The sequence below is a fragment of the Microbacterium sp. LRZ72 genome, assembly GCF_033792225.1.
GTDB lineage: Bacteria > Actinomycetota > Actinomycetes > Actinomycetales > Microbacteriaceae > Microbacterium.
The window spans coordinates 447321-465123 of the sequence record NZ_JANGEX010000001.1 but is presented as its reverse complement, the minus strand read 5'-3'; the positions used below and the strand labels follow the sequence as shown (position 1 = coordinate 465123).

The 17803-nt window shown below is 70.2% G+C and carries 17 protein-coding genes and 1 tRNA gene; 14 read left to right on the top strand and 4 right to left on the bottom strand.

Annotation, left to right across the window (positions count from 1 at the left end):
• Window positions 1-58: 58 nt before the first annotated feature.
• A complete protein-coding gene (locus M4I32_RS02265; protein WP_319032855.1) occupies window positions 59-1447 on the bottom strand; it encodes a phosphatase PAP2 family protein in 1389 nt (462 codons plus the stop codon).
• Window positions 1448-1611: 164 nt separating this feature from the next.
• On the opposite strand from M4I32_RS02265, the gene M4I32_RS02260 reads away from it, so the two are divergent.
• From M4I32_RS02260 to M4I32_RS02245, 4 genes are all read left to right on the top strand, one after another.
• Entirely contained in the window at window positions 1612-2412 is an 801-nt protein-coding gene (locus M4I32_RS02260; RefSeq protein WP_319032854.1) for a hypothetical protein, read from the top strand.
• A gap of 133 nt (window positions 2413-2545) precedes the next feature.
• Window positions 2546-3328, top strand: coding sequence for a DeoR/GlpR family DNA-binding transcription regulator (locus M4I32_RS02255; RefSeq protein WP_319032853.1), 783 nt, complete (start codon window positions 2546-2548; stop codon window positions 3326-3328).
• Entirely contained in the window at window positions 3325-4284 is a 960-nt protein-coding gene (locus M4I32_RS02250) for a 1-phosphofructokinase (RefSeq protein WP_319032852.1), read from the top strand. The genes M4I32_RS02255 and M4I32_RS02250 overlap by 4 nt, the downstream gene beginning before the upstream one ends.
• Window positions 4285-4321: 37 nt before the next feature.
• Entirely contained in the window at window positions 4322-6364 is a 2043-nt protein-coding gene (locus M4I32_RS02245; protein ID WP_319032851.1) for a fructose-specific PTS transporter subunit EIIC, read from the top strand.
• A 69-nt stretch (window positions 6365-6433) separates the two neighbouring features.
• Here M4I32_RS02245 and M4I32_RS02240 read toward each other — a convergent pair whose 3' ends face one another.
• Window positions 6434-7072: an MBL fold metallo-hydrolase gene (locus M4I32_RS02240; protein ID WP_319032850.1), complete on the bottom strand. Its 639-nt coding sequence runs from the start codon at window positions 7070-7072 to the stop codon at window positions 6434-6436.
• Window positions 7073-7179: 107 nt separating this feature from the next.
• On the opposite strand from M4I32_RS02240, the gene M4I32_RS02235 reads away from it, so the two are divergent.
• From M4I32_RS02235 to M4I32_RS02225, 3 genes are all read left to right on the top strand, one after another.
• Window positions 7180-7252 (top strand) — tRNA-Glu (locus tag M4I32_RS02235).
• 149 nt (window positions 7253-7401) lie between these two features.
• Window positions 7402-7830 (top strand): DUF6325 family protein, encoded by a 429-nt coding sequence (locus M4I32_RS02230; RefSeq protein ID WP_319032849.1) that lies wholly within the window; start codon window positions 7402-7404, stop codon window positions 7828-7830.
• Window positions 7831-7851: 21 nt separating this feature from the next.
• Entirely contained in the window at window positions 7852-8199 is a 348-nt protein-coding gene (locus M4I32_RS02225) for an SHOCT domain-containing protein (RefSeq protein WP_319032848.1), read from the top strand.
• A gap of 10 nt (window positions 8200-8209) precedes the next feature.
• Here M4I32_RS02225 and M4I32_RS02220 read toward each other — a convergent pair whose 3' ends face one another.
• Together M4I32_RS02220 and M4I32_RS02215 are read right to left on the bottom strand one after the other, a co-directional pair.
• Window positions 8210-9331 (bottom strand): DUF4349 domain-containing protein, encoded by a 1122-nt coding sequence (locus M4I32_RS02220; RefSeq protein ID WP_319032847.1) that lies wholly within the window; start codon window positions 9329-9331, stop codon window positions 8210-8212.
• Entirely contained in the window at window positions 9328-9870 is a 543-nt protein-coding gene (locus tag M4I32_RS02215) for an RNA polymerase sigma factor (RefSeq protein ID WP_319032846.1), read from the bottom strand. Before M4I32_RS02215 ends, M4I32_RS02220 begins: the two co-directional genes overlap by 4 nt.
• A 344-nt stretch (window positions 9871-10214) precedes the next feature.
• Between M4I32_RS02215 and M4I32_RS02210 the strand changes: the two genes are divergently transcribed.
• The 7 genes from M4I32_RS02210 (at window position 10215) to M4I32_RS02180 (ending at window position 17800) form a co-directional block, all read left to right on the top strand.
• Entirely contained in the window at window positions 10215-11300 is a 1086-nt protein-coding gene (locus M4I32_RS02210; RefSeq protein WP_319032845.1) for a TerC family protein, read from the top strand.
• Window positions 11301-11475: 175 nt separating this feature from the next.
• Window positions 11476-12933 carry a 3-isopropylmalate dehydratase large subunit gene (gene leuC, locus M4I32_RS02205; RefSeq protein ID WP_319032844.1) on the top strand — a complete coding sequence of 486 codons (1458 nt, stop codon included), beginning with the start codon at window positions 11476-11478 and terminating at the stop codon, window positions 12931-12933.
• A gap of 2 nt (window positions 12934-12935) precedes the next feature.
• Window positions 12936-13547 (top strand): 3-isopropylmalate dehydratase small subunit, encoded by a 612-nt coding sequence (gene leuD, locus M4I32_RS02200; protein WP_319032843.1) that lies wholly within the window; start codon window positions 12936-12938, stop codon window positions 13545-13547.
• A 10-nt stretch (window positions 13548-13557) separates the two neighbouring features.
• On the top strand, window positions 13558-14925 hold the full coding sequence (murA, locus tag M4I32_RS02195; RefSeq protein ID WP_319032842.1) for a UDP-N-acetylglucosamine 1-carboxyvinyltransferase: 1368 nt from the start codon (window positions 13558-13560) through the stop codon (window positions 14923-14925).
• Window positions 14922-15695 (top strand): lysophospholipid acyltransferase family protein, encoded by a 774-nt coding sequence (locus tag M4I32_RS02190; RefSeq protein ID WP_319032841.1) that lies wholly within the window; start codon window positions 14922-14924, stop codon window positions 15693-15695. The genes murA and M4I32_RS02190 overlap by 4 nt, the downstream gene beginning before the upstream one ends.
• Window positions 15685-16818, top strand: coding sequence for an NAD(P)H-dependent glycerol-3-phosphate dehydrogenase (locus tag M4I32_RS02185; RefSeq protein ID WP_319032840.1), 1134 nt, complete (start codon window positions 15685-15687; stop codon window positions 16816-16818). Before M4I32_RS02190 ends, M4I32_RS02185 begins: the two co-directional genes overlap by 11 nt.
• Complete coding sequence (locus tag M4I32_RS02180; RefSeq protein WP_319032839.1) at window positions 16718-17800, top strand: D-alanine--D-alanine ligase family protein; 1083 nt, start codon at window positions 16718-16720, stop codon at window positions 17798-17800. Before M4I32_RS02185 ends, M4I32_RS02180 begins: the two co-directional genes overlap by 101 nt.
• The last annotated feature ends 3 nt before the right edge of the window (window positions 17801-17803 follow it).

Here is a 17803-nt window from a genome sequence, read left to right as displayed (position 1 = left end):
AATCCGTTGCTTCCGGGCGGGGCCTCCCGTTCCATCGCTCCCCACGGGGAGGGTCGCTCTACCTGTCGGCGGCCTTGTCGGGTATGCCGAAGGGTGCTCCGCGATCCGGCCGGAACGCACCCCAGCATGCGGCGAGCCAAGCGGCGCCGAGCACCACCCCGAACACCGTGTCGGTGGGGTAGTGCATGCCGACGTAGAGACGGGTCAGGGCGACCGCGAGCACGATGCTGACGGCGACGCCCATCCCCGTCCAGCCCGCGGGCTTGCCCGCCCAGACGCGCAGGAGCAGCGCGATCGCGCCGTAGGTGGCGACGGATGCGGCGACGTGACCCGAGGGGAACGACTCCGTGGCGGGGAGGTCCGTCAGATGTTCGACGCTCGGTCGTGCGCGCCCGACGAGTGCCTGGGAGCTCAGGAACATGGCCGTTTCGCCTATCGTCGCCGCGAGGAGGAACGCCGCGGGTGCCCATCGCCGCGTCAGGGCCGAGACGAGCGTGACGGCCGTGAGCAGCACCATGATGATGCCCGGGGTGTTGCCCAGCGGATCGACGGCGTGAGCGATGTCGGTGAGCTGCGGCGTGCGGATGCCGGCGAACCACTCGACGACGGCCGTGTCGAATCGCCGGACGCCGTCGAGCGGTCCGGTGATCAGCAGGCCGGAGGCGACGATCGCCGCACCGATGACGACGAACGCGCCGGCGAGCAGGATCGCGCTGCGCCAGCTCGAGGACAGCGGCGCATCGTGTTCCGGCGCGGGGTGCAGCTGGGCACGTTCGTCAGGGGAGAGGCCCGCCATGAGCCCGCGCCGCTGCGCGCGACGCCCGGGAAGCGGCACGTACACGAGCGTCGCCAGCGCCAGCCAGAGGATGGCGACTGCCCACGCCAACGCAAGGGAGGACAGCGGCTCGCGCCCGAAGGCGACCCCCAGGAAAGCGAGGTTCAGCATGACCGCCGCGACGATGGCCCACACGCGGCCGGCGACAGGCATGGCCGGCAGGAACACCAGCAGCAGCATCCCGAGCGTCACGGTCGCAACGAGCACCGACGCGCCCGGCTCTCCGATGGGCGACTCCGCCGAGGGTGCTGCGTCGCTCAGGGCGACGAGCGATGCACCCCAGCGCGCCACGGCGCCCAGACCCAGGGTGAGGGCGAGCGCGCCTGATCCCACGATGGTCGCGAACAGGGCCAGTCGGCGCAGGCGGCGCAGCACCAGCCACAGCGCCGCGAGGGGAAGCAGGAGCCAACCGACACGGGTGAGGATGTCGAAGAAGAAATCCAGCACCGAGGGAACGGGGAGGTCGGCTCCGAGTGACGCGGAGCCGACCGTGAAGACGTCGCGTCCGCCGACCGCGACGGCGAGCGCGCCGAGCGAGAGGCCGACGCCGAAGACGACCAGCAGCGCAGCGGCCGACCAGGTGACGAGGCGCAACGCCTCCCGCCCGGTCATCGCGGCGGCGCCGTCGTGCGCCCGCCAGTGGTCATCTCGTGATCCTCGGATTGCAGAGCCCTTCCCGACCGTCGTGCCGAGCCGTTCTGAAACTCTGCGAGCAGTGGGGGATCAGGTCAAGTCTGCCCGCCATGCGTGCGGTATGCGGGTCGATAATGGTAAGGATGGAAGATTCTCCCGCCGACGGGCGTGCCCCCGACCGTGAACTGGCGGAGCTGAGGGCGCGCGCCTACGGCCCGCAGGCCGACATCGATGGCGACCCGGACGCCCAGGAGCGTCTCGCCGTGCTGGAGGCACGTTCCCGAGACTCCCGTCGCCCGGATGCCGCTGTGGCGCGCGGTGCGCCGCGCACTTCTGTCCCTGACCACCCCGCCACCCCTCCGCCGGCTGTGCGTGAACCCGCCCCCGAACAGGAGCGCGAGCAGGAGCCCGCGGACGAGCAGGAGCTCGAGGTCGAATCCGCTCCCGACGGGTCGGCGCCGCAGCCGCCGGTCTCCCGTGCGGGGCGCGCCGTCCGCCGAGGGTGGCCGCTCGTCGTCGCGGGCATCGCGCTCCTGGCGCTGGCGGGCGTCGCCGTCAGCGCACTCGTTGCCCCGCGTCCGGACGCAGTCCTGCGGGCGGGCGACACCTCCGGTGTGTCGGTGCCGCGCTGGGAGGGCTCGACCAGCCCGATCCCCGGGCGATCGCTCGAGGATCTGGAACCGTATGGATCGCACCGGGGCATCGGGGTGTGGGGCGCGGAGGCTCAGGACGGTTCGCACTGCATCTTCGCCGCGTGGTCCCGCGAGCAGTGGACGGTCTCGTGCGCGCCGCCCCCGCTGCAGCCGGTGCTCGACCTGCAGATCTATGACGGCATGGCGATGCCCGCGGGCATGCGCGAGCTGCCGCAGGGCAGTGTGTTGAGGTTCACACGCGTCGGCGCGACGATCGAGGTCTGGGAGGCGATTCTCGACGTCGAGGCCTGATCCAACGGGTCGGGTCTGCACCGCGCCCAGCGCCGCACGCTCGCCCGGTGGCGCAGAATTCGTGTGAGATCGGGTGTTGTTTTGTCTGTGTTTACCTTGTACTCTGTGGTTACTCCTTGAGGAAGAGGTGGGCGTGTACGCAACGGAGCGACAAGAGTCGATCGGGCGAGAGCTGTCGCAGAACGGCCGCGTGTCTGTGGTCGCGCTCGCCCGGGCGTTCGGCGTGACGACCGAGACTGTGCGGCGCGACCTCGACGCCCTCGAGCGGGCAGGAGCTCTTCGACGTGTGCACGGCGGCGCGGTCAGTGCCGACCGAGGCAGCACGACCGAAACGGCCGTCGCGGAGCGGGGCGAGGTGCGCGGCGACCAGAAGACGCGCATCGCAGCCCGAGCGCTCGCGGCGATCGGGGAGGGGTTCCGCGGATCCGTGTACATCGACGCGGGCACGACGACCGCCGCACTGGCACGCAGCCTCGCGTTGCATGTCGGCGCGGCCGGCCGGGTCGACGTCGTCACGCACTCCGTGCCGATCGCGTTCGAGCTGGGTTCCCGCGCCGACATTCCGATCACCATCATCGGCGGGCGCGTGCGCGGCCTCACCGCCGCCGCCGTCGGATCCGAGACCGTGCGCGCGATCGAGCATCTGCGTCCGGACGTCGCCTTTCTCGGCACCAACGGCCTTTCCGCCGAGTTCGGCCTGAGCACCCCCGACCCCGACGAGGCCGCGGTAAAGCGGGCCATCGTGGGCGCGGCCCGCCGTGTCGTCGTCCTCGCGGACTCGAGCAAGGTGGACGACGAATTCCTCGTGCGGTTCGCGCGCATCGAAGACGTCGACGTCGTCGTCACGGATGCCGCGCTGCCGGCTGAGCTGGCCGCGGCGCTGCACGCGGCCGAGGTCGAGGTGTGGACCGCATGATCGTCACCCTGACCGCCAACCCCGCGCTGGATCGCACCATCGTGCTCGACGGCGGGCTGCTGCCGGGCGCGGTGCAGACGGCCGTGTCGCAGCGCGAGGACGCCGGGGGCAAGGGCGTCAACGTCTCCCGCGCGTGCGCGGGCGCCGGAGTGCCGACCATCGCCGTCGTGCCGCTGTCGGCCGAGGACCCCTACGCGGCCGCCCTGCGCGCGACCGGCTTGCCGACGCGCGTGGTGCCCGTCCACGGGCAGGTTCGCACGAATCTCGCCCTCACCGACGCGGAGGGCGTGACGACGAAGATCAACCTTCCCGGGGAGGCGCTGGATGTGACCGATCGCGGCGCGCTCATCGCGGCGCTCGTCGAGGCCGCGCGCGGGGCGACCTGGGTGGTCCTGGCAGGGTCGACGCCTCCCGGAGTGGGGGAGGACTTCTATGTCGACGTGATCGCGTCGTTGCGAGGTGATGCCGCGCGCGCCGGAATCGCCCCACCCCGCATCGCCGTGGACACGTCCGGTCCCGCTCTCAGCGCCGTCGTCGAGTCAGCGCATCCAGATCTCATCAAGCCCAACGACGAGGAACTCGCGCAGCTGGCCGGAGCGCGGTTCGACCCCGGTCGAGAGCTGCGCACCGAGGTCGTCCGGGTGGCCCGGGCGCTGGTGCCGGCCAAGGTGGCCGCCGCCCTCGTCACGCTCGGGGAAGACGGCGCGATCCTCGTCACGGGCGACACGCTGCTGCATGCCGCGCCGCCGCCCATCACGGTGCGCAGTACCGTCGGCGCCGGCGACAGCTCGCTCGCCGGCTATCTGCTCGCGGATGCCGCCGGGGCCGAACCCGACGAGCGACTGCGCAACGCCGTGCGGTACGGGGCGGCGGCCGCCTCCCTGCCCGGCACCCAGATCCCCACCCCCCGCGACCTGCCCTCCGGCGAGGTCGCTCTCACCCCGCTCGCCCCCTAGGCGGCGGTAGCGCACCGAAGACCAGAGGAGGTCTACCGTGTCACAGACAATCACCCCGGAGCTCGTCAGCCTCGACGAGTCACTCGGCGCCGACAAGCGTGCGGTGATCCGCGCGCTTGCTGAGCGCGTCGTCGCGCAGGGTCGCGCCGGCGATGCCGAGCAGCTCTTCGCGGATGCATGGGCGCGGGAGGAGAAGGACGAGACCGGCCTGCCGGGCGGCATCGCCATCCCGCATGCCAAGAGCGCGGCCGTCTCGCAGCCCACCCTCGCCTTCGCCCGGCTGGCTCCCGGCGTGCCGTTCGGCGCCGAGGACGGACCGGCCGACCTGGTGTTCCTGATCGCTGCGCCCGACACGGCCGCGGAGGAGCACCTGGCGGTGCTGTCCAAGCTGGCGCGCAACCTGATGGACGAGGACTTCACCGGTGCCCTCCGCGCCGCGCCGACCCCGGACGATGCCGTCGCGATCGTCCGCGCGGCGATCGGGGAGGCCGACGCCACGCCCCCGGCCGCCGAGGCGGCCGCTCCGGTCGCGGAGCCCGGCTCGGCTCCGGTGGCCGAGGAATCCGGGCACCGCCCGCGGATCGTGGCCGTGACCGCGTGCGCGACGGGTATCGCCCACACCTTCATGGCGGCCGACGCCCTGACGGCGGCGGCGAAGAAGAACGACATCGACTTCGCCGTCGAGCCGCAGGGATCGAGCGGCTATCAGGCGCTTCCCGCCGACGTGATCGCCGGCGCCGATGCCGTGATCTTCGCCGTCGACGTCGACGTGCGCGAGCCCGGCCGCTTCTCCGGAAAGCCGGTCGTGCGCACCAGCGTCAAGCGTGGCATCGATCAGCCCGATCGGCTTCTCGCCGAAGCCGTGACCGCGGCATCCGACCCCAAGGCCGAACGCGTCTCGGGTTCGGGCGCCGAGTCCACCGGGACCGCTGCAGCCGAGGAGTCCGTGGGCGCGCGCATCAAGCGATGGCTGCTGACGGGCGTGTCGTACATGATCCCGTTCGTCGCCGGTGGCGGCCTGCTGATCGCCCTCGGGTTCCTGCTCGGCGGCTACAACGTCACCGACAATGCCGGCACGGTCATCATCGAGAACTCGCTCTGGGATCTGCCCGCCGGCGGCCTGGGCCAGTATCTCGGGTCGGTCGCGTTCATGATCGGCTCGACATCGATGGGCTTCCTGGTGCCCGTCTTGGCGGGCTTCATCGCCTTCGCCATGGCCGACCGACCGGGCATCGCCCCCGGCTTCGTCGCCGGCGCGGTCGCCGTGCTCATGAGTGCGGGCTTCATCGGCGGCCTGATCGGCGGCGCGCTGGCCGGCTTCATCGCCTGGTGGCTCGGTCGGCTTCCGGCGCCCCGCTGGCTGCGTGGGCTGATGCCGGTGGTGATCATCCCGCTCGTCGGCTCGATCGTCGCCTCGGGACTGATGGTGCTGTTCCTCGGCCGTCCGATCGCGCAGCTGATGCTCGCACTCACCGATTGGCTGAACAGCCTCACCGGAGCATCGATCATCGGTCTCGGCGTCATCCTCGGCCTGATGATGTGCTTCGACCTCGGCGGCCCGGTCAACAAGGTGGCCTACACCTTCGCCACCACCGGTCTCGCGGCGGCGTCGACCAGCGACATCTTCTCCACGCCCTTCCTGATCATGGCGGCGGTGATGGCGGCCGGCATGGTGCCGCCCCTGGCCATGGCGCTGGCATCGACGGTGATGGCGCGCGGGCTGTTCAACCCGGTCGAGCGGGAGAACGGCAAGGCCGCGTGGCTGCTGGGCGCCGCCTTCATCTCCGAGGGGGCGATTCCGTTCGCCGCCGTCGATCCGCTCCGTGTCATCCCCGCCTCGATGGTGGGGGGAGCCGTGACGGGCGCCCTCAGCATGGCGTTCGGCGTGTCGTCGCTCGCTCCGCACGGGGGCATCTTCGTCTTCTTCGCGATCAACCCCATCTGGGGATTCGTCGTCGCGATCATCGCGGGGGTCGTGGCCGCCGCGCTCGTCGTGGTCGCGCTGAAGAAATGGGTGCACAAGAAGGGCGCGGTCGAAGAGGCATCGATCACGCCGGCGGGCGTCCCCGTCGCCGCCTGACGCTCGCATCTCGCAGAAGAGCGGATGCCGGATCCCGCGGGACCGGCATCCGCTCTTGTGCGTGCGGGGTCAGATGTCGAGCGCGTCCATCGGATCGAGCGGCACGAACTCGCCGCCGCCCTGTTCGGTCGCCCACTTCAGGCGCGCGCGGTGCATGTCGCGCCCGATCACGGAGAGCGTCATGTCGTGCGTGCCGAACGCCCGTCGTGGCTTGACGGCGAGCACGAAGTCCATGGCCTCGCCGATCTTGAGCCACGGGGCCCCGAGCGGGGCGGCGAGCACGGCCACGTCGATGTCCTCGGGCACCGCGTAGGAATCACCCGGGTAGTAGAGGGCGTCGTTGACGAGAACGCCGACGTTCTGGACGCGGGGCAGAGACTCGTGGATGATCTCGTGATCACCGCCGAAGAATCGCAGGGTGAACGGTCCCACGGTGACGGTGTCGCCGGGCTCGACGACGGTGATGTCGTGGTCGGATGCCGCCGCCTGCACGCCCGCGGGACCGTAGATCGGCACGTCCGGCGCAGCCCGGCGGACGCGGTCGAGCTGCTCGGGCGTCCAGTGGTCGGGATGCTCGTGTGTGAGCACCACCGCGACGACGTGCCCCATCTCGGGGAACGGCGTGCTGAAGCTGCCGGGGTCGATGATCAGGCCCTTGCCCTCGTGTTCGAGGAGCAGGGCGGCGTGCTCGTGCTTGGTCAGGCGCATGCCACGAGTCAACCGCCGACGCCGCCCGGGGGCAAGGCGGACGCAATCTGCGGCGCGGATTTGTGAGCGTCGCCGCGGGCGTGGCATACTTTAACGGTTGTCGACTCGGCCCCATCGTATAGAGGCCTAGTACGCCGCCCTCTCACGGCGGTAACGCGGGTTCGAATCCCGCTGGGGTCACAACACACGAAAGCCTCCGGTCCGCCCGGGGGCTTTCGTCGTTCCGCGGCCGCTCATCGTCCCGGAGCAGGGACGGGTGGCGAGTGGCGGCGAGCGCCCGCAGCCGACAGAATGGCCGAGGCGACCCGCGCCGATCGAGAGGATGCCGCATGTCGAGCTTCACCTACGGCCCGGTCGAGATGTATCTCGTGGGACTCGAGGGCGAACGCCCCGACCCGGGTGTTATCGACGCCTTCTCCGACCTGCTGGAGGGCGGGCTGATCCGCCTGCTGGACTTCATCCTCGTCTCGCGCACGCTCGAGGGCGAGGTCGTGGTGACAGAGGTCGAGGACGTCACGGACGAATATGGATTCGGCGACGTCGAACTCGCGGCGGTCGGCATCACGGGAGATGAGGACGTCGCCGAGATGGCCGCCCTCATCGAACCGGGTCGCGCCGCCGCCATCGTCGTCGTCGAGCTCGTCTGGGCCAAGCGTCTCGCCGAGCGGATGTCCGCCGCCGGGGGAGTGGTGCTCAGCTCCGAGCGGATCCCCGCCCCGATCGTCAACGCCCTGGTCGACACGGCCTCGGCCGGCTGACCGCAACGAAAGGATCCGCTCATGCCTATGATGCGACGCGTCGGACGCCCCGGCCTGCTCGGACTGGCGGCTCGAACGGCCGTGGTCGCCGGAACCGCGTCCGCGGTCGGCGGCGCGATGTCCGGTCGACGGGACCGCAAGGCACAGGCCGAGTATGAGCAGCAGCAGTATCAGGCGGCGCAGCAGCAGGCGCAGATCGATGCCGCGGCAGCGCAGGCGGCCGCGCAGGCGACCCCGCCGCCCGCAGCTCCGGCCGCGGCCTCCGGGGTCGACATCGTGGCGGAGCTGCAGAAGCTCGCGGCTCTCAAGGACTCGGGCGCGCTGACCGACGCCGAATTCCAGGCTGCGAAGGCACGGCTGTTGGCCTGAGGCCCGGCTCTCACGCCGGATCAGCCCGATCGGCCGGATCATCCGGCTGCCGGTGGCTTCGCCGCATCCGCCGCAGCCACCAGATCGCGCCGACCGCGATCGTGGGGACGAGCAGCCAGGGCAGGAGGAACCCGAGCCCGATCACGACGCCGTTGACGCTTGCGACCAGGGCGTCCCAGCCCGCGACCAGGCCGTCGCCGAAGCCGGTCGGATCGGCGTCGACGGGTTCGCGGGCGGGTTCCAGGTGCACGGTGAGGCTCGACATCGCCACGCGCCCCTCCAGCGACTCCAGCTGCCCGCGGTACGCCTCGAGCTCAGCCTGGCGCTCGGCGAGGGCGCTCTCGGCGGCGATCAGATCCGAGACCGACCCGCTCTGCGCCATCAGCTCCGTCAGCCGCTCGACGGATGCCTCGGCCGAGGCGACCCGCGCGCGCAGGTCGACGGCCTGATCGGTGACGTCCCGCCGCGCGAGCGTCGATGAGGTCACCTCGCCGATCCTCTCCATCCCGGTGATCGAGCCGGTCAGTGCGTCGGAGGGCACCCGCACCTGCACCCAGGCGCCGTCGGGCGGCAGCACGGTCGTGTCGCCGGTCATCACGTCGCCGGCAGAGGGATCGACGCCCTCCGAGAGGACCTGCGTGCCGTTCGCGCCGACCCGCATGCTTTCGACGTAGCCGCCGGCGCTCTCGGCCAGGGCGGCGACCTGCTCGGCCGCCTCCGAGACGTCGTCGACGCGCAGGCCCACGGTGGCCGAGGTGATCAGCTCACGCCCGCCGTCGGCGTCGGCGTCGGTACCCGGGGCCGGCTCGCCCGCCTCGTCGGGCAGGGATTCCGCGCCCCCGTCGACGGTCCCGGTTTCGCCGTCCGTCCCGTCGAAGCCACCGCTGTCGGTGACGGGCGCGACGGCGGCCTCGTCGCTGGTGCCACCGGCGAGTCCGCCCGTCACGGCGGGCCCGACGACGGCGGCGACGACGACCACACCGGCCGCCGCGGCAGCCGCCAGCCAGGCGCGTCCCCGGCGGGCACGGCGGCGGTCGCGCTCTCGCCGGATTCCCTCGAACAGACCGCGCTCCATGCGGTCGACGGCCCCGTCGGACAGCTCGGGGAGGGCGGAAGGCGTCTCAGTGCTCATGGTGTGGTCTCCGTCAGGGCGGTCCGCAAGCGTGTGCGGATGCGGGAGAGACGATTGCGCACGGCGCCATGGGCGATTCCGAGCGTCTCTGCGGCCGCCGAGTACGACAGCCCCTCGACGGCGCACAGGACGAAGATGTCGCGGTCGGTGGGCGAGAGGCCGTCGACCGCGAACGCGATGCGCTCCGCGAGGTCCGCGTCGATCACCTGCTGCTCGACATCAGAGCTCGCGGCGATCTCGGGGATCGTCGCGTCGGTCGTGTGGTCGCGGTCGCGGCGCCGGGACCGCACCTTGTTCGCGGCCTGGAACCGGCAGATGGTCGTCAGCCACGGCAGCAGCGAGTCCGAGGCGAGTTCGAACCCCCGCAGCTTGCGCCAGGCCGTCACGAAGGTCTCCTGCGCGACATCCTCCGCGTCGCCGGAATCCCCGAGCAGCCCGTATGCGATCCAGTAGACGGGACGGACGTAGGCGCGGTACAGCTCGCGGAAGGCATGCTCGCTGCCCGCCGCAGCCCGTGCCACGAGCGTCCGATCGTCCACGTCCCTCGTCCCGCCCACCGTGTTCCTGTCCGGCTCGCCATGCCACGCGGATGCTGCGCGGGAGGCCCCCGGCATCCGCCGCATCATTGTCTCTCACCCCGTGAGTGTCGGGCTGGCTCGGATCGTCTCAGGATCGCCCTGGCGGTCTCGGCGGCGCCGGACGGCATCCGCGCGGCGCACTGTCTGTGCGGCTGTAGCATTGCCCACGCGAGAGGGAGTATCCCGACAGCGCGTTCTCGTCATCACGGGCGGCGATTCCCGCCCCGGGAGCGCGCCGCGTGGTTCCGCAGGAGCACGCGGGGAGAGACTTTCGGCCGTCGCCGTACCCCTTTCGAAAGGCCTGCATGGACCTCGTCCTTCCGCTCTGGTTCGAGATCGGCTCGCTCGTCGTGCTGACCCTCATCCTCATCGGCGACCTGCTGCTCATCCTCAAGCGCCCCCACATCCCCTCGACGAGGGAATCCACGCTGTGGGTCGTGTTCTACGTCACGCTCGCCCTGATCTTCGCCGGGCTCATGTGGGTCTTCGCGGGCGGCGAGTTCGCCGGGCAGTTCATCGCCGGGTGGTTGACCGAATACAGCCTCTCGATCGACAACCTGTTCGTCTTCGTGCTGATCATGAGCCAGTTCTCGGTGCCGCGCCGGTACCAGCAGGAGGTGCTGATGGTCGGCATCATCATCGCGCTCGTGCTCCGAGGCCTCTTCATCCTCGTCGGTGCGGCCGTCATCGAGAACTTCAGCCCCATCTTCTACGTCTTCGGCGCGTTCCTCGTCTGGACGGCCTATCGCCAGGCATTTCCCGGCGGCGACCACGACTCCGACGTCAAGCAGGAGAACTTCGTCGTGCGCCTGCTGCGCCGCGTGATCGACATCAGTGACCACTACGACGGCAAGAAGATCCGCACGGTGATCGACGGCAAGAAGGTCTGGACGCCGATGGTCATCGTCTTCGTGGCGATCGGCGTGACCGACCTGCTGTTCGCCGTGGACTCGATCCCGGCGATCTTCGGGATCACGCAGAGCGCGTTCATCGTCTTCACCGCCAACATCTTCGCGCTCATGGGGCTGCGGCAGCTGTACTTCCTGCTCGGCGATCTGCTCGATCGCCTGCGCTACCTGCACTACGGCATCGCGTTCATCCTCGGCTTCATCGGGGTCAAGCTCGTGCTGCACGCGATGCACGTCAACGAGCTGCCGTTCATCAACGGGGGTGAGCACATCGAGTGGGCGCCGGAGATCTCGACGTGGATGTCGCTCGGCGTCATCATCGTCTCGATGGCGGTCGCCACGGTCGCGAGCCTCGTCGCCTCGGCCCGTGAGAACCGCGCGCGCACCGACGTCGAGGCCGCCGCGACGGTCGCAGACGAGAAGGGCACGCCGCCCCCGGTCGCGCAGCCCGACGAGTCCGAGGTCAAGCCCGACGCTCGGTGAACCATGTCGACGGGCGGCCGCCCCGCAGCGGGCCGGCGGCCGCGTCGGTGGTAATCTGGGACCGTGCGGATCGCTCGCCTTCTCCTTAGCGGCCGCGACGAGGCCTAGTCCCAGGCCTTCCTCGTCGCGGAGTTCGTTGCGGGCTTGATCCCCCTGTGAAGGAGACCGACTGAGCATGACCACCCCCGACACCGCCGCCGCCGGCGCGGCATTCGACATCCCCGAGCGGCCTCGCACCCTCGCCGAGAAGGTGTGGGAGGACCACCTCGTCGTCAAGGGCGAGGACGGACGCCCCGACCTGATCTACATCGACCTGCACCTCGTGCACGAGGTGACCAGCCCGCAGGCCTTCGACGGTCTCCGGGCCGAGGGCAGGCCGGTGCGCCGCACCGACCTGACGATCGCGACCGAGGACCACAACACCCCGACCCTCGACATCCACAAGCCGATCGCCGATCTGACCAGCCGTACCCAGATCGACACGCTGCGCCGCAACGCGGAGGAGTTCGGCGTGCGCATCCACTCGCTCGGCGACGCCGAGCAGGGGATCGTGCACGTGGTCGGCCCGCAGCTCGGGCTGACGATGCCCGGAGTCACGGTCGTCTGCGGCGACAGTCACACGTCCACGCACGGTGCCTTCGGGGCCATGGCGTTCGGCATCGGCACGAGCGAGGTCGAGCACGTGCTGGCGACCCAGACCCTGCCGCTGACACCCTTCAAGACGATGGCGATCACCGTCGAGGGCGACCTCAAGCCCGGCGTCACCGCCAAGGACATCATCCTCGCGGTGATCGCGAAGATCGGCACGAACGGCGGGCAGGGGTACGTCCTCGAGTACCGCGGCAGCGCCATCCGCGCCCTCTCGATGGAGGGGCGCATGACGATCTGCAACATGTCGATCGAGGCGGGTGCTCGCGCCGGCATGGTCGCGCCCGACGAGACCACCTTCGCCTACCTGCAGGGGCGGCCGCACGCGCCCCAGGGCGCCGATTGGGACGAGGCGGTCGCGTACTGGCGCAGCCTGCCCACCGACGAGGGGGCGGCGTTCGACGCCGAGGTCTACATCGACGCGAACGACCTCGAACCCTTCGTCACGTGGGGCACCAACCCCGGCCAGGGCGTGTCGCTGTCGGAGCGCGTGCCTGATCCGGCCTCCTTCGCCGATGAGAACGACCGCGTCGCCGCCGAGCGGGCGCTGCAGTACATGGACCTGACCCCGGGAACGCCGTTGAAGGACGTCCCCGTCGATGCGGTGTTCATGGGCTCCTGCACCAACAGCCGCATCGAGGACCTGCGCCAGTTCGCCTCGATCATCCGGGGCCGGACGAAAGCCGAGGGTGTGCGGGTCATGGTCGTGCCGGGTTCGGCACGAGTGCGCCTTGAGGCCGAGGCCGAGGGCCTGGACAAGATCATCGAGGAGTTCGGCGCCGAATGGCGCTTCGCCGGATGCTCGATGTGCCTGGGGATGAATCCCGACCAGCTCGCCCCGGGCGAGCGCTGCGCGTCGACGTCGAACCGCAACTTCGAGGGACGGCAGGGCAAGGGCGGGCGCACCCACCTCGTTTCGCCGCTCGTCGCGGCTGCGACGGCCGTGCGGGGCACGCTGTCGAGCCCGAGCGATCTGGAGGCCTGAGCATGGAGAAGTTCATCACCCACACGGGCGTCGCGGCGCCGCTCAAGCGCTCCGCGGTCGACACCGACCAGATCATCCCCGCGGTCTACCTCAAGCGCGTCACGAAGACGGGATTCGAGGACGCGCTGTTCGCCAGCTGGCGGCAGGACCCCGACTTCGTGCTGAACCAGCCGGCCTACGCCGCCGCCAGCGTGCTGGTCGCCGGTCCCGATTTCGGCACCGGATCCAGCCGGGAGCACGCCGTATGGGCACTGCGGGACTACGGTTTCAAAGCCGTGCTGAGCACGCGGTTCGCCGACATCTTCCGTGGCAACGCCGGAAAGCAGGGTCTCGTGACGGGAGTGATCTCGGAGGCGGACCTGGAGCGGATCTGGGCGGCGATCGAGGCTGAGCCGGGAACGTCGATCACGATCGACCTCGACGCGCGCGAGGCGACCGTCGCCGATATCCGGGTTCCTTTCGACATCGACGATTACACTAGGTGGCGGCTCCTGGAAGGGCTCGATGACATCGGGCTCACCCTGCGGAGTGAAGACAGAATCGCCGCCTACGAGGCGCGCCGCGAATCCTGGCGGCCCCGCACCCTTCCGGTGCTGCCCTTTCCCCAACCGTGAGGCCCACCCCATGACGACTCTCCTGAACGACACCATGCCGGCAGGCGGTCGAAAGGGAGGGACGGGGGAGACGCTCGCGATCCGCGGTGGTCGCCCGCTGAGCGGACGCGTCGAGGTGAAGGGTGCGAAGAACCTCGTCACCAAGGCGATGGTGGCGTCGCTGCTGGGTGACACCGCCAGCATCCTGCACGACGTGCCGGTGATCAGCGACGTCGCCGTCGTGCGTTCGCTGCTCGAGGTGCACGGAGTGCGCGTCGACGACGGCCATGACCAGGGCACGCTGGTGCTCGACCCGCGCGACGTCGAGTCAGCCCACATGGAGGAGATCGACGCGCACGCGGGTGCCTCGCGCATCCCGATCCTCTTCTGCGGTCCGCTGCTGCACCGGCTCGGCGAGGCGTTCATCCCCGACCTCGGCGGATGCCGCATCGGCGACCGCCCCATCGACTTCCACCTCGACGCGCTGCGCAAGTTCGGCGCCGTCGTCGAGAAGCTGCCGAGCGGCATCCGGCTGTCCGCGCCGCGGGGACTGCACGGCGCGAACATCACGCTGCCCTACCCGAGTGTCGGTGCGACCGAGCAGGTGCTGCTCACGGCCGTGCGCGCGCGCGGAGTGACGGAGCTGAAAGGCGCCGCCATCGAGCCCGAGATCATGGACCTGATCGCCGTGCTCCAGAAGATGGGCGCGATCATCTCATACGAGCCCAACCGCGTGCTGCTCATCGAGGGGGTCGACAAGCTCAGCGGCTACGAGCACCGCGCCATCTTCGACCGCAACGAGGCGGCGAGCTGGGCCAGCGCTGCGCTGGCCACCGGCGGCGAGATCTTCGTCGGGGGCGCCAAGCAGCAGGAGATGCTCACCTTCTTGAACGTCGTCCGCAAGGTCGGCGGCGACTTCGACATCCGCGAGGACGGCATCCTGTTCCGCCGGGGCGGTGACCTGCGCGCGGTGACGGTCGAGACCGACGTACATCCCGGATTCATGACCGACTGGCAGCAGCCGCTCATCGTCGCGCTCACGCAGGCGACGGGCGAGTCGATCGTGCACGAGACGGTGTACGAGAACCGCTTCGGCTTCACCGACGCGCTGGTCAAGATGGGCGCGGACATCACCGTGCACCCGCAGGGTCTGCAGGACGGTCTGCGGCGCGTGCCGCGACGCTCGCTGGAGCAGGCCGCGATCATCACGGGGCCGACCAAACTGACGGCGGCCGACATCACCGTTCCCGACCTGCGCGGCGGCTACAGCCACGTCATCGCGGCTCTCACGGCCCGCGGCGAGTCGACGGTGCGCAACGTCGGGATCATCAGCCGCGGCTACGAGAAGTTCTTCGACAAGCTCGATTCCCTCGGCGCCGACTTCGACATCGTCGGGTGACGCGCGTGGTCCGAGACAGCCCGCCGGCCAGTGAGCGAGCACGACCGAGTGTCTTCTGGCTGCTCGCGATCTTCGTCGTGCCCGTCGTCGGCCTGTTCGCCAAGATCGAGATCGAGGGGGCCGAGAAGCTCCCGAGGCGCGGCGCCTACGTGCTGGCCCCGAACCACTACACCGAGATCGACCCGCTGATCGTCGCCGTCGCCGTCTGGCGAATGGGCCGCGCGCCCCGCTTCCTCGCCAAAGAGGGCCTCTTCCGCGTGCCCGTTCTCGGCCCCGTGCTGCGTGCATGCGGGATGGTCCCCGTGGCGCGCACCTCCTCGTCCGGCGCGGGTCAGCGAACGCTGTCCGCTGCGCGAGAACTGGTCGAGAACGGCCGCGGCGTGGTCGTCTACCCCGAGGGAACGCTGACGCGGGACCCCGACATGTGGCCGATGCGGGGAAAGACGGGGGCTGTGCGTCTTGCGGCCGCCGGGGGCATTCCGGTCATCCCGATGGCGCATTGGGGCACCCAGCAGATCATGGCGCGCTACGCCAAGCGAATCAGCCTGTGGCCGCCTCGCAAGCGCGTGCGCATCGTGCTGGGCGACCCGATATCGGTGTCGGAGGTGCCGGCGAGCGGTGCGCAGCCGGCGGTGCTCGCCGCGGCAACGACGCGCGTCATGGATGCCGTCACGCACCTGCTCGAGGGTCTGCGCGGGGAGTCCGCACCGCCCCAGCGGTGGAATCCGGCGCAGCACGCGCAGGAGGAGACGGGTCGCTTTGAGTCGTAGGGCTGTCGACGCCCCCCGCGTCGCCGTGATCGGCGCCGGCAGCTGGGGCACGACTTTCGGGAAGATCCTCGCCGACGGCGGCGCGCACGTGACGATGTGGGCGCGCCGGGCCGAACTCGCGCACGAGATCGCGGAGGCCAAGCGCAACAGCCAGTACCTCCCAGGCGTCAACCTGCCGCGTTCGATCGACGCGACCCACCATCTCTCCGAGGCCCTGGACGGGGTCGATCAGGTCTACCTGTCTATCCCGAGCCAGGCGCTTCGCCAGAACCTCAAGGCGCTGCGCCCCCTGGTGACCCGCACATCCGTTCCCCTCGTCAGCCTGATGAAGGGCGTCGAACGGAGAACGGGGCTGCGGATGAGCCAGGTGATCGAGCAGGAGCTCGACTGCGATCCGACCCGCATCGCTGTCGCGTCCGGGCCCAACCTCGCGCTCGAGATCGCGCGCGAGCAGCCCACCGCCGCGGTCATCTCGTCGGTCAGCCTCGACACGGCCGACGCCGTCGCGCGCCGGGCGCGCAATCGCTACTTCCGGTCATTCGTGAACACGGATGTCACCGGCACCGAGTTCGGGGGCGTTCTGAAGAACCTGATCGCCGTCGCCATCGGCATCGTCGACGGGGTCGGCTACGGCGAGAACACCAAGGCCTCGATCATCACGCGGGGGCTCGTCGAGATGACCGACTTCGCCGTGGCCTTCGGCGCGCAGCCCGAGACGCTGCAGGGACTGGCCGGGCTGGGCGACCTGATCGCCACCTGCCAGTCGCCGCTGTCGCGCAACAACACCGCGGGCCGCCTGCTGGGCCAGGGGTACAGCTTTCAGGACGTGGTCAAGCAGATGGAGCAGACCGCCGAGGGCCTGGCCTCCGTCGCGCCGATCCTGTCGTTGGCGAAGGAGGCCGGTGTCGACATGCCGATCGTCGCGCAGGTCAAGCGCGTGCTCGATGGCACGATGGACCCTCGCGACATCGCGCCGCATCTGACGACCGACGACGACACCCCGCAGGGGGAGAGGATCCAGCATGGAGACAACGGCGGTGGCGGTGCTCTTTGGCGGTCGCTCCAGCGAGCACTCGATCAGCTCCGTCACGGCGGGTGGGGTGCTTCGGGCGATCGATCGTGACCGCTTTCGGGTGATCCCCATCGGAATCACCCGTGATGGCGCCTTCGTGCTCGAAGAAGACGACCCCGACCGGTTCGCTCTCGGCGATGATCTGCCCGAGGTGGTCGACAACGGCACCCGCGTGCTGTGGCCGGAGGGCGGCGTGGATCGCGTGCTGCGGGTTCGGCATGTCGATGGCCAGGTGGAGTCTCTGGGCACGATCGACGTCGTCCTGCCGATCCTGCATGGCCTGCACGGCGAGGACGGCACCGTGCAGGGCTTCCTCGACACCCTCGGCATCCCCTACGCGGGCGCAGGCATCATCGATTCCGCGCTGTGCATGGACAAGCACTTCATGAAGATCGCCCTGCAGGCCGCGGGCGTGCCGGTGGCGCCCGGGGTGACCGTGCGCGAGAGGACGTGGCGCACCGCGCCCGAGAGCGTCCTGGAACAGGCGCGCAGCGTCGGACTGCCCGCGTTCGTCAAGCCCGCGCGCGCGGGATCGAGCGTGGGCGTGTCGAAGGTCACCGAGCAGACGCAGCTGCCCGACGCCCTCGCCCTCGCGTTCGCGGAGGACGACAAGGTGCTCGTGGAACAGGCGATCGACGGACGCGAGATCGAGGTGGCGATCCTCGAGGGCAGCGACGGGGTCGTCCGCGCCTCGCTTCCGGGAGAGATCGTTCTCACCACCCGCGATTTCTATGACTTCGAAGGCAAGTACCTGGGCGGAGACGGTGTCGAGATCGTCTGCCCCGCCGACCTGACGCTGGGGGAGCTCAACGACCTGCGTGCTCTCGGCGTGCAGGCGTTCGAAGCCGTCGACGGACGTGGTCTCGCGCGCGTGGACTTCTTTCTCACACCCGAGGGCCTCATCGTCAACGAGCTCAACACGATGCCCGGATTCACGCCGATCTCGATGTTCCCCAAGTGCTGGATCGCCTCGGGCATGACGTACCCGGAACTCATCTCCGAACTCATCGACACCGCCGTCGCGCGGGGATGACGC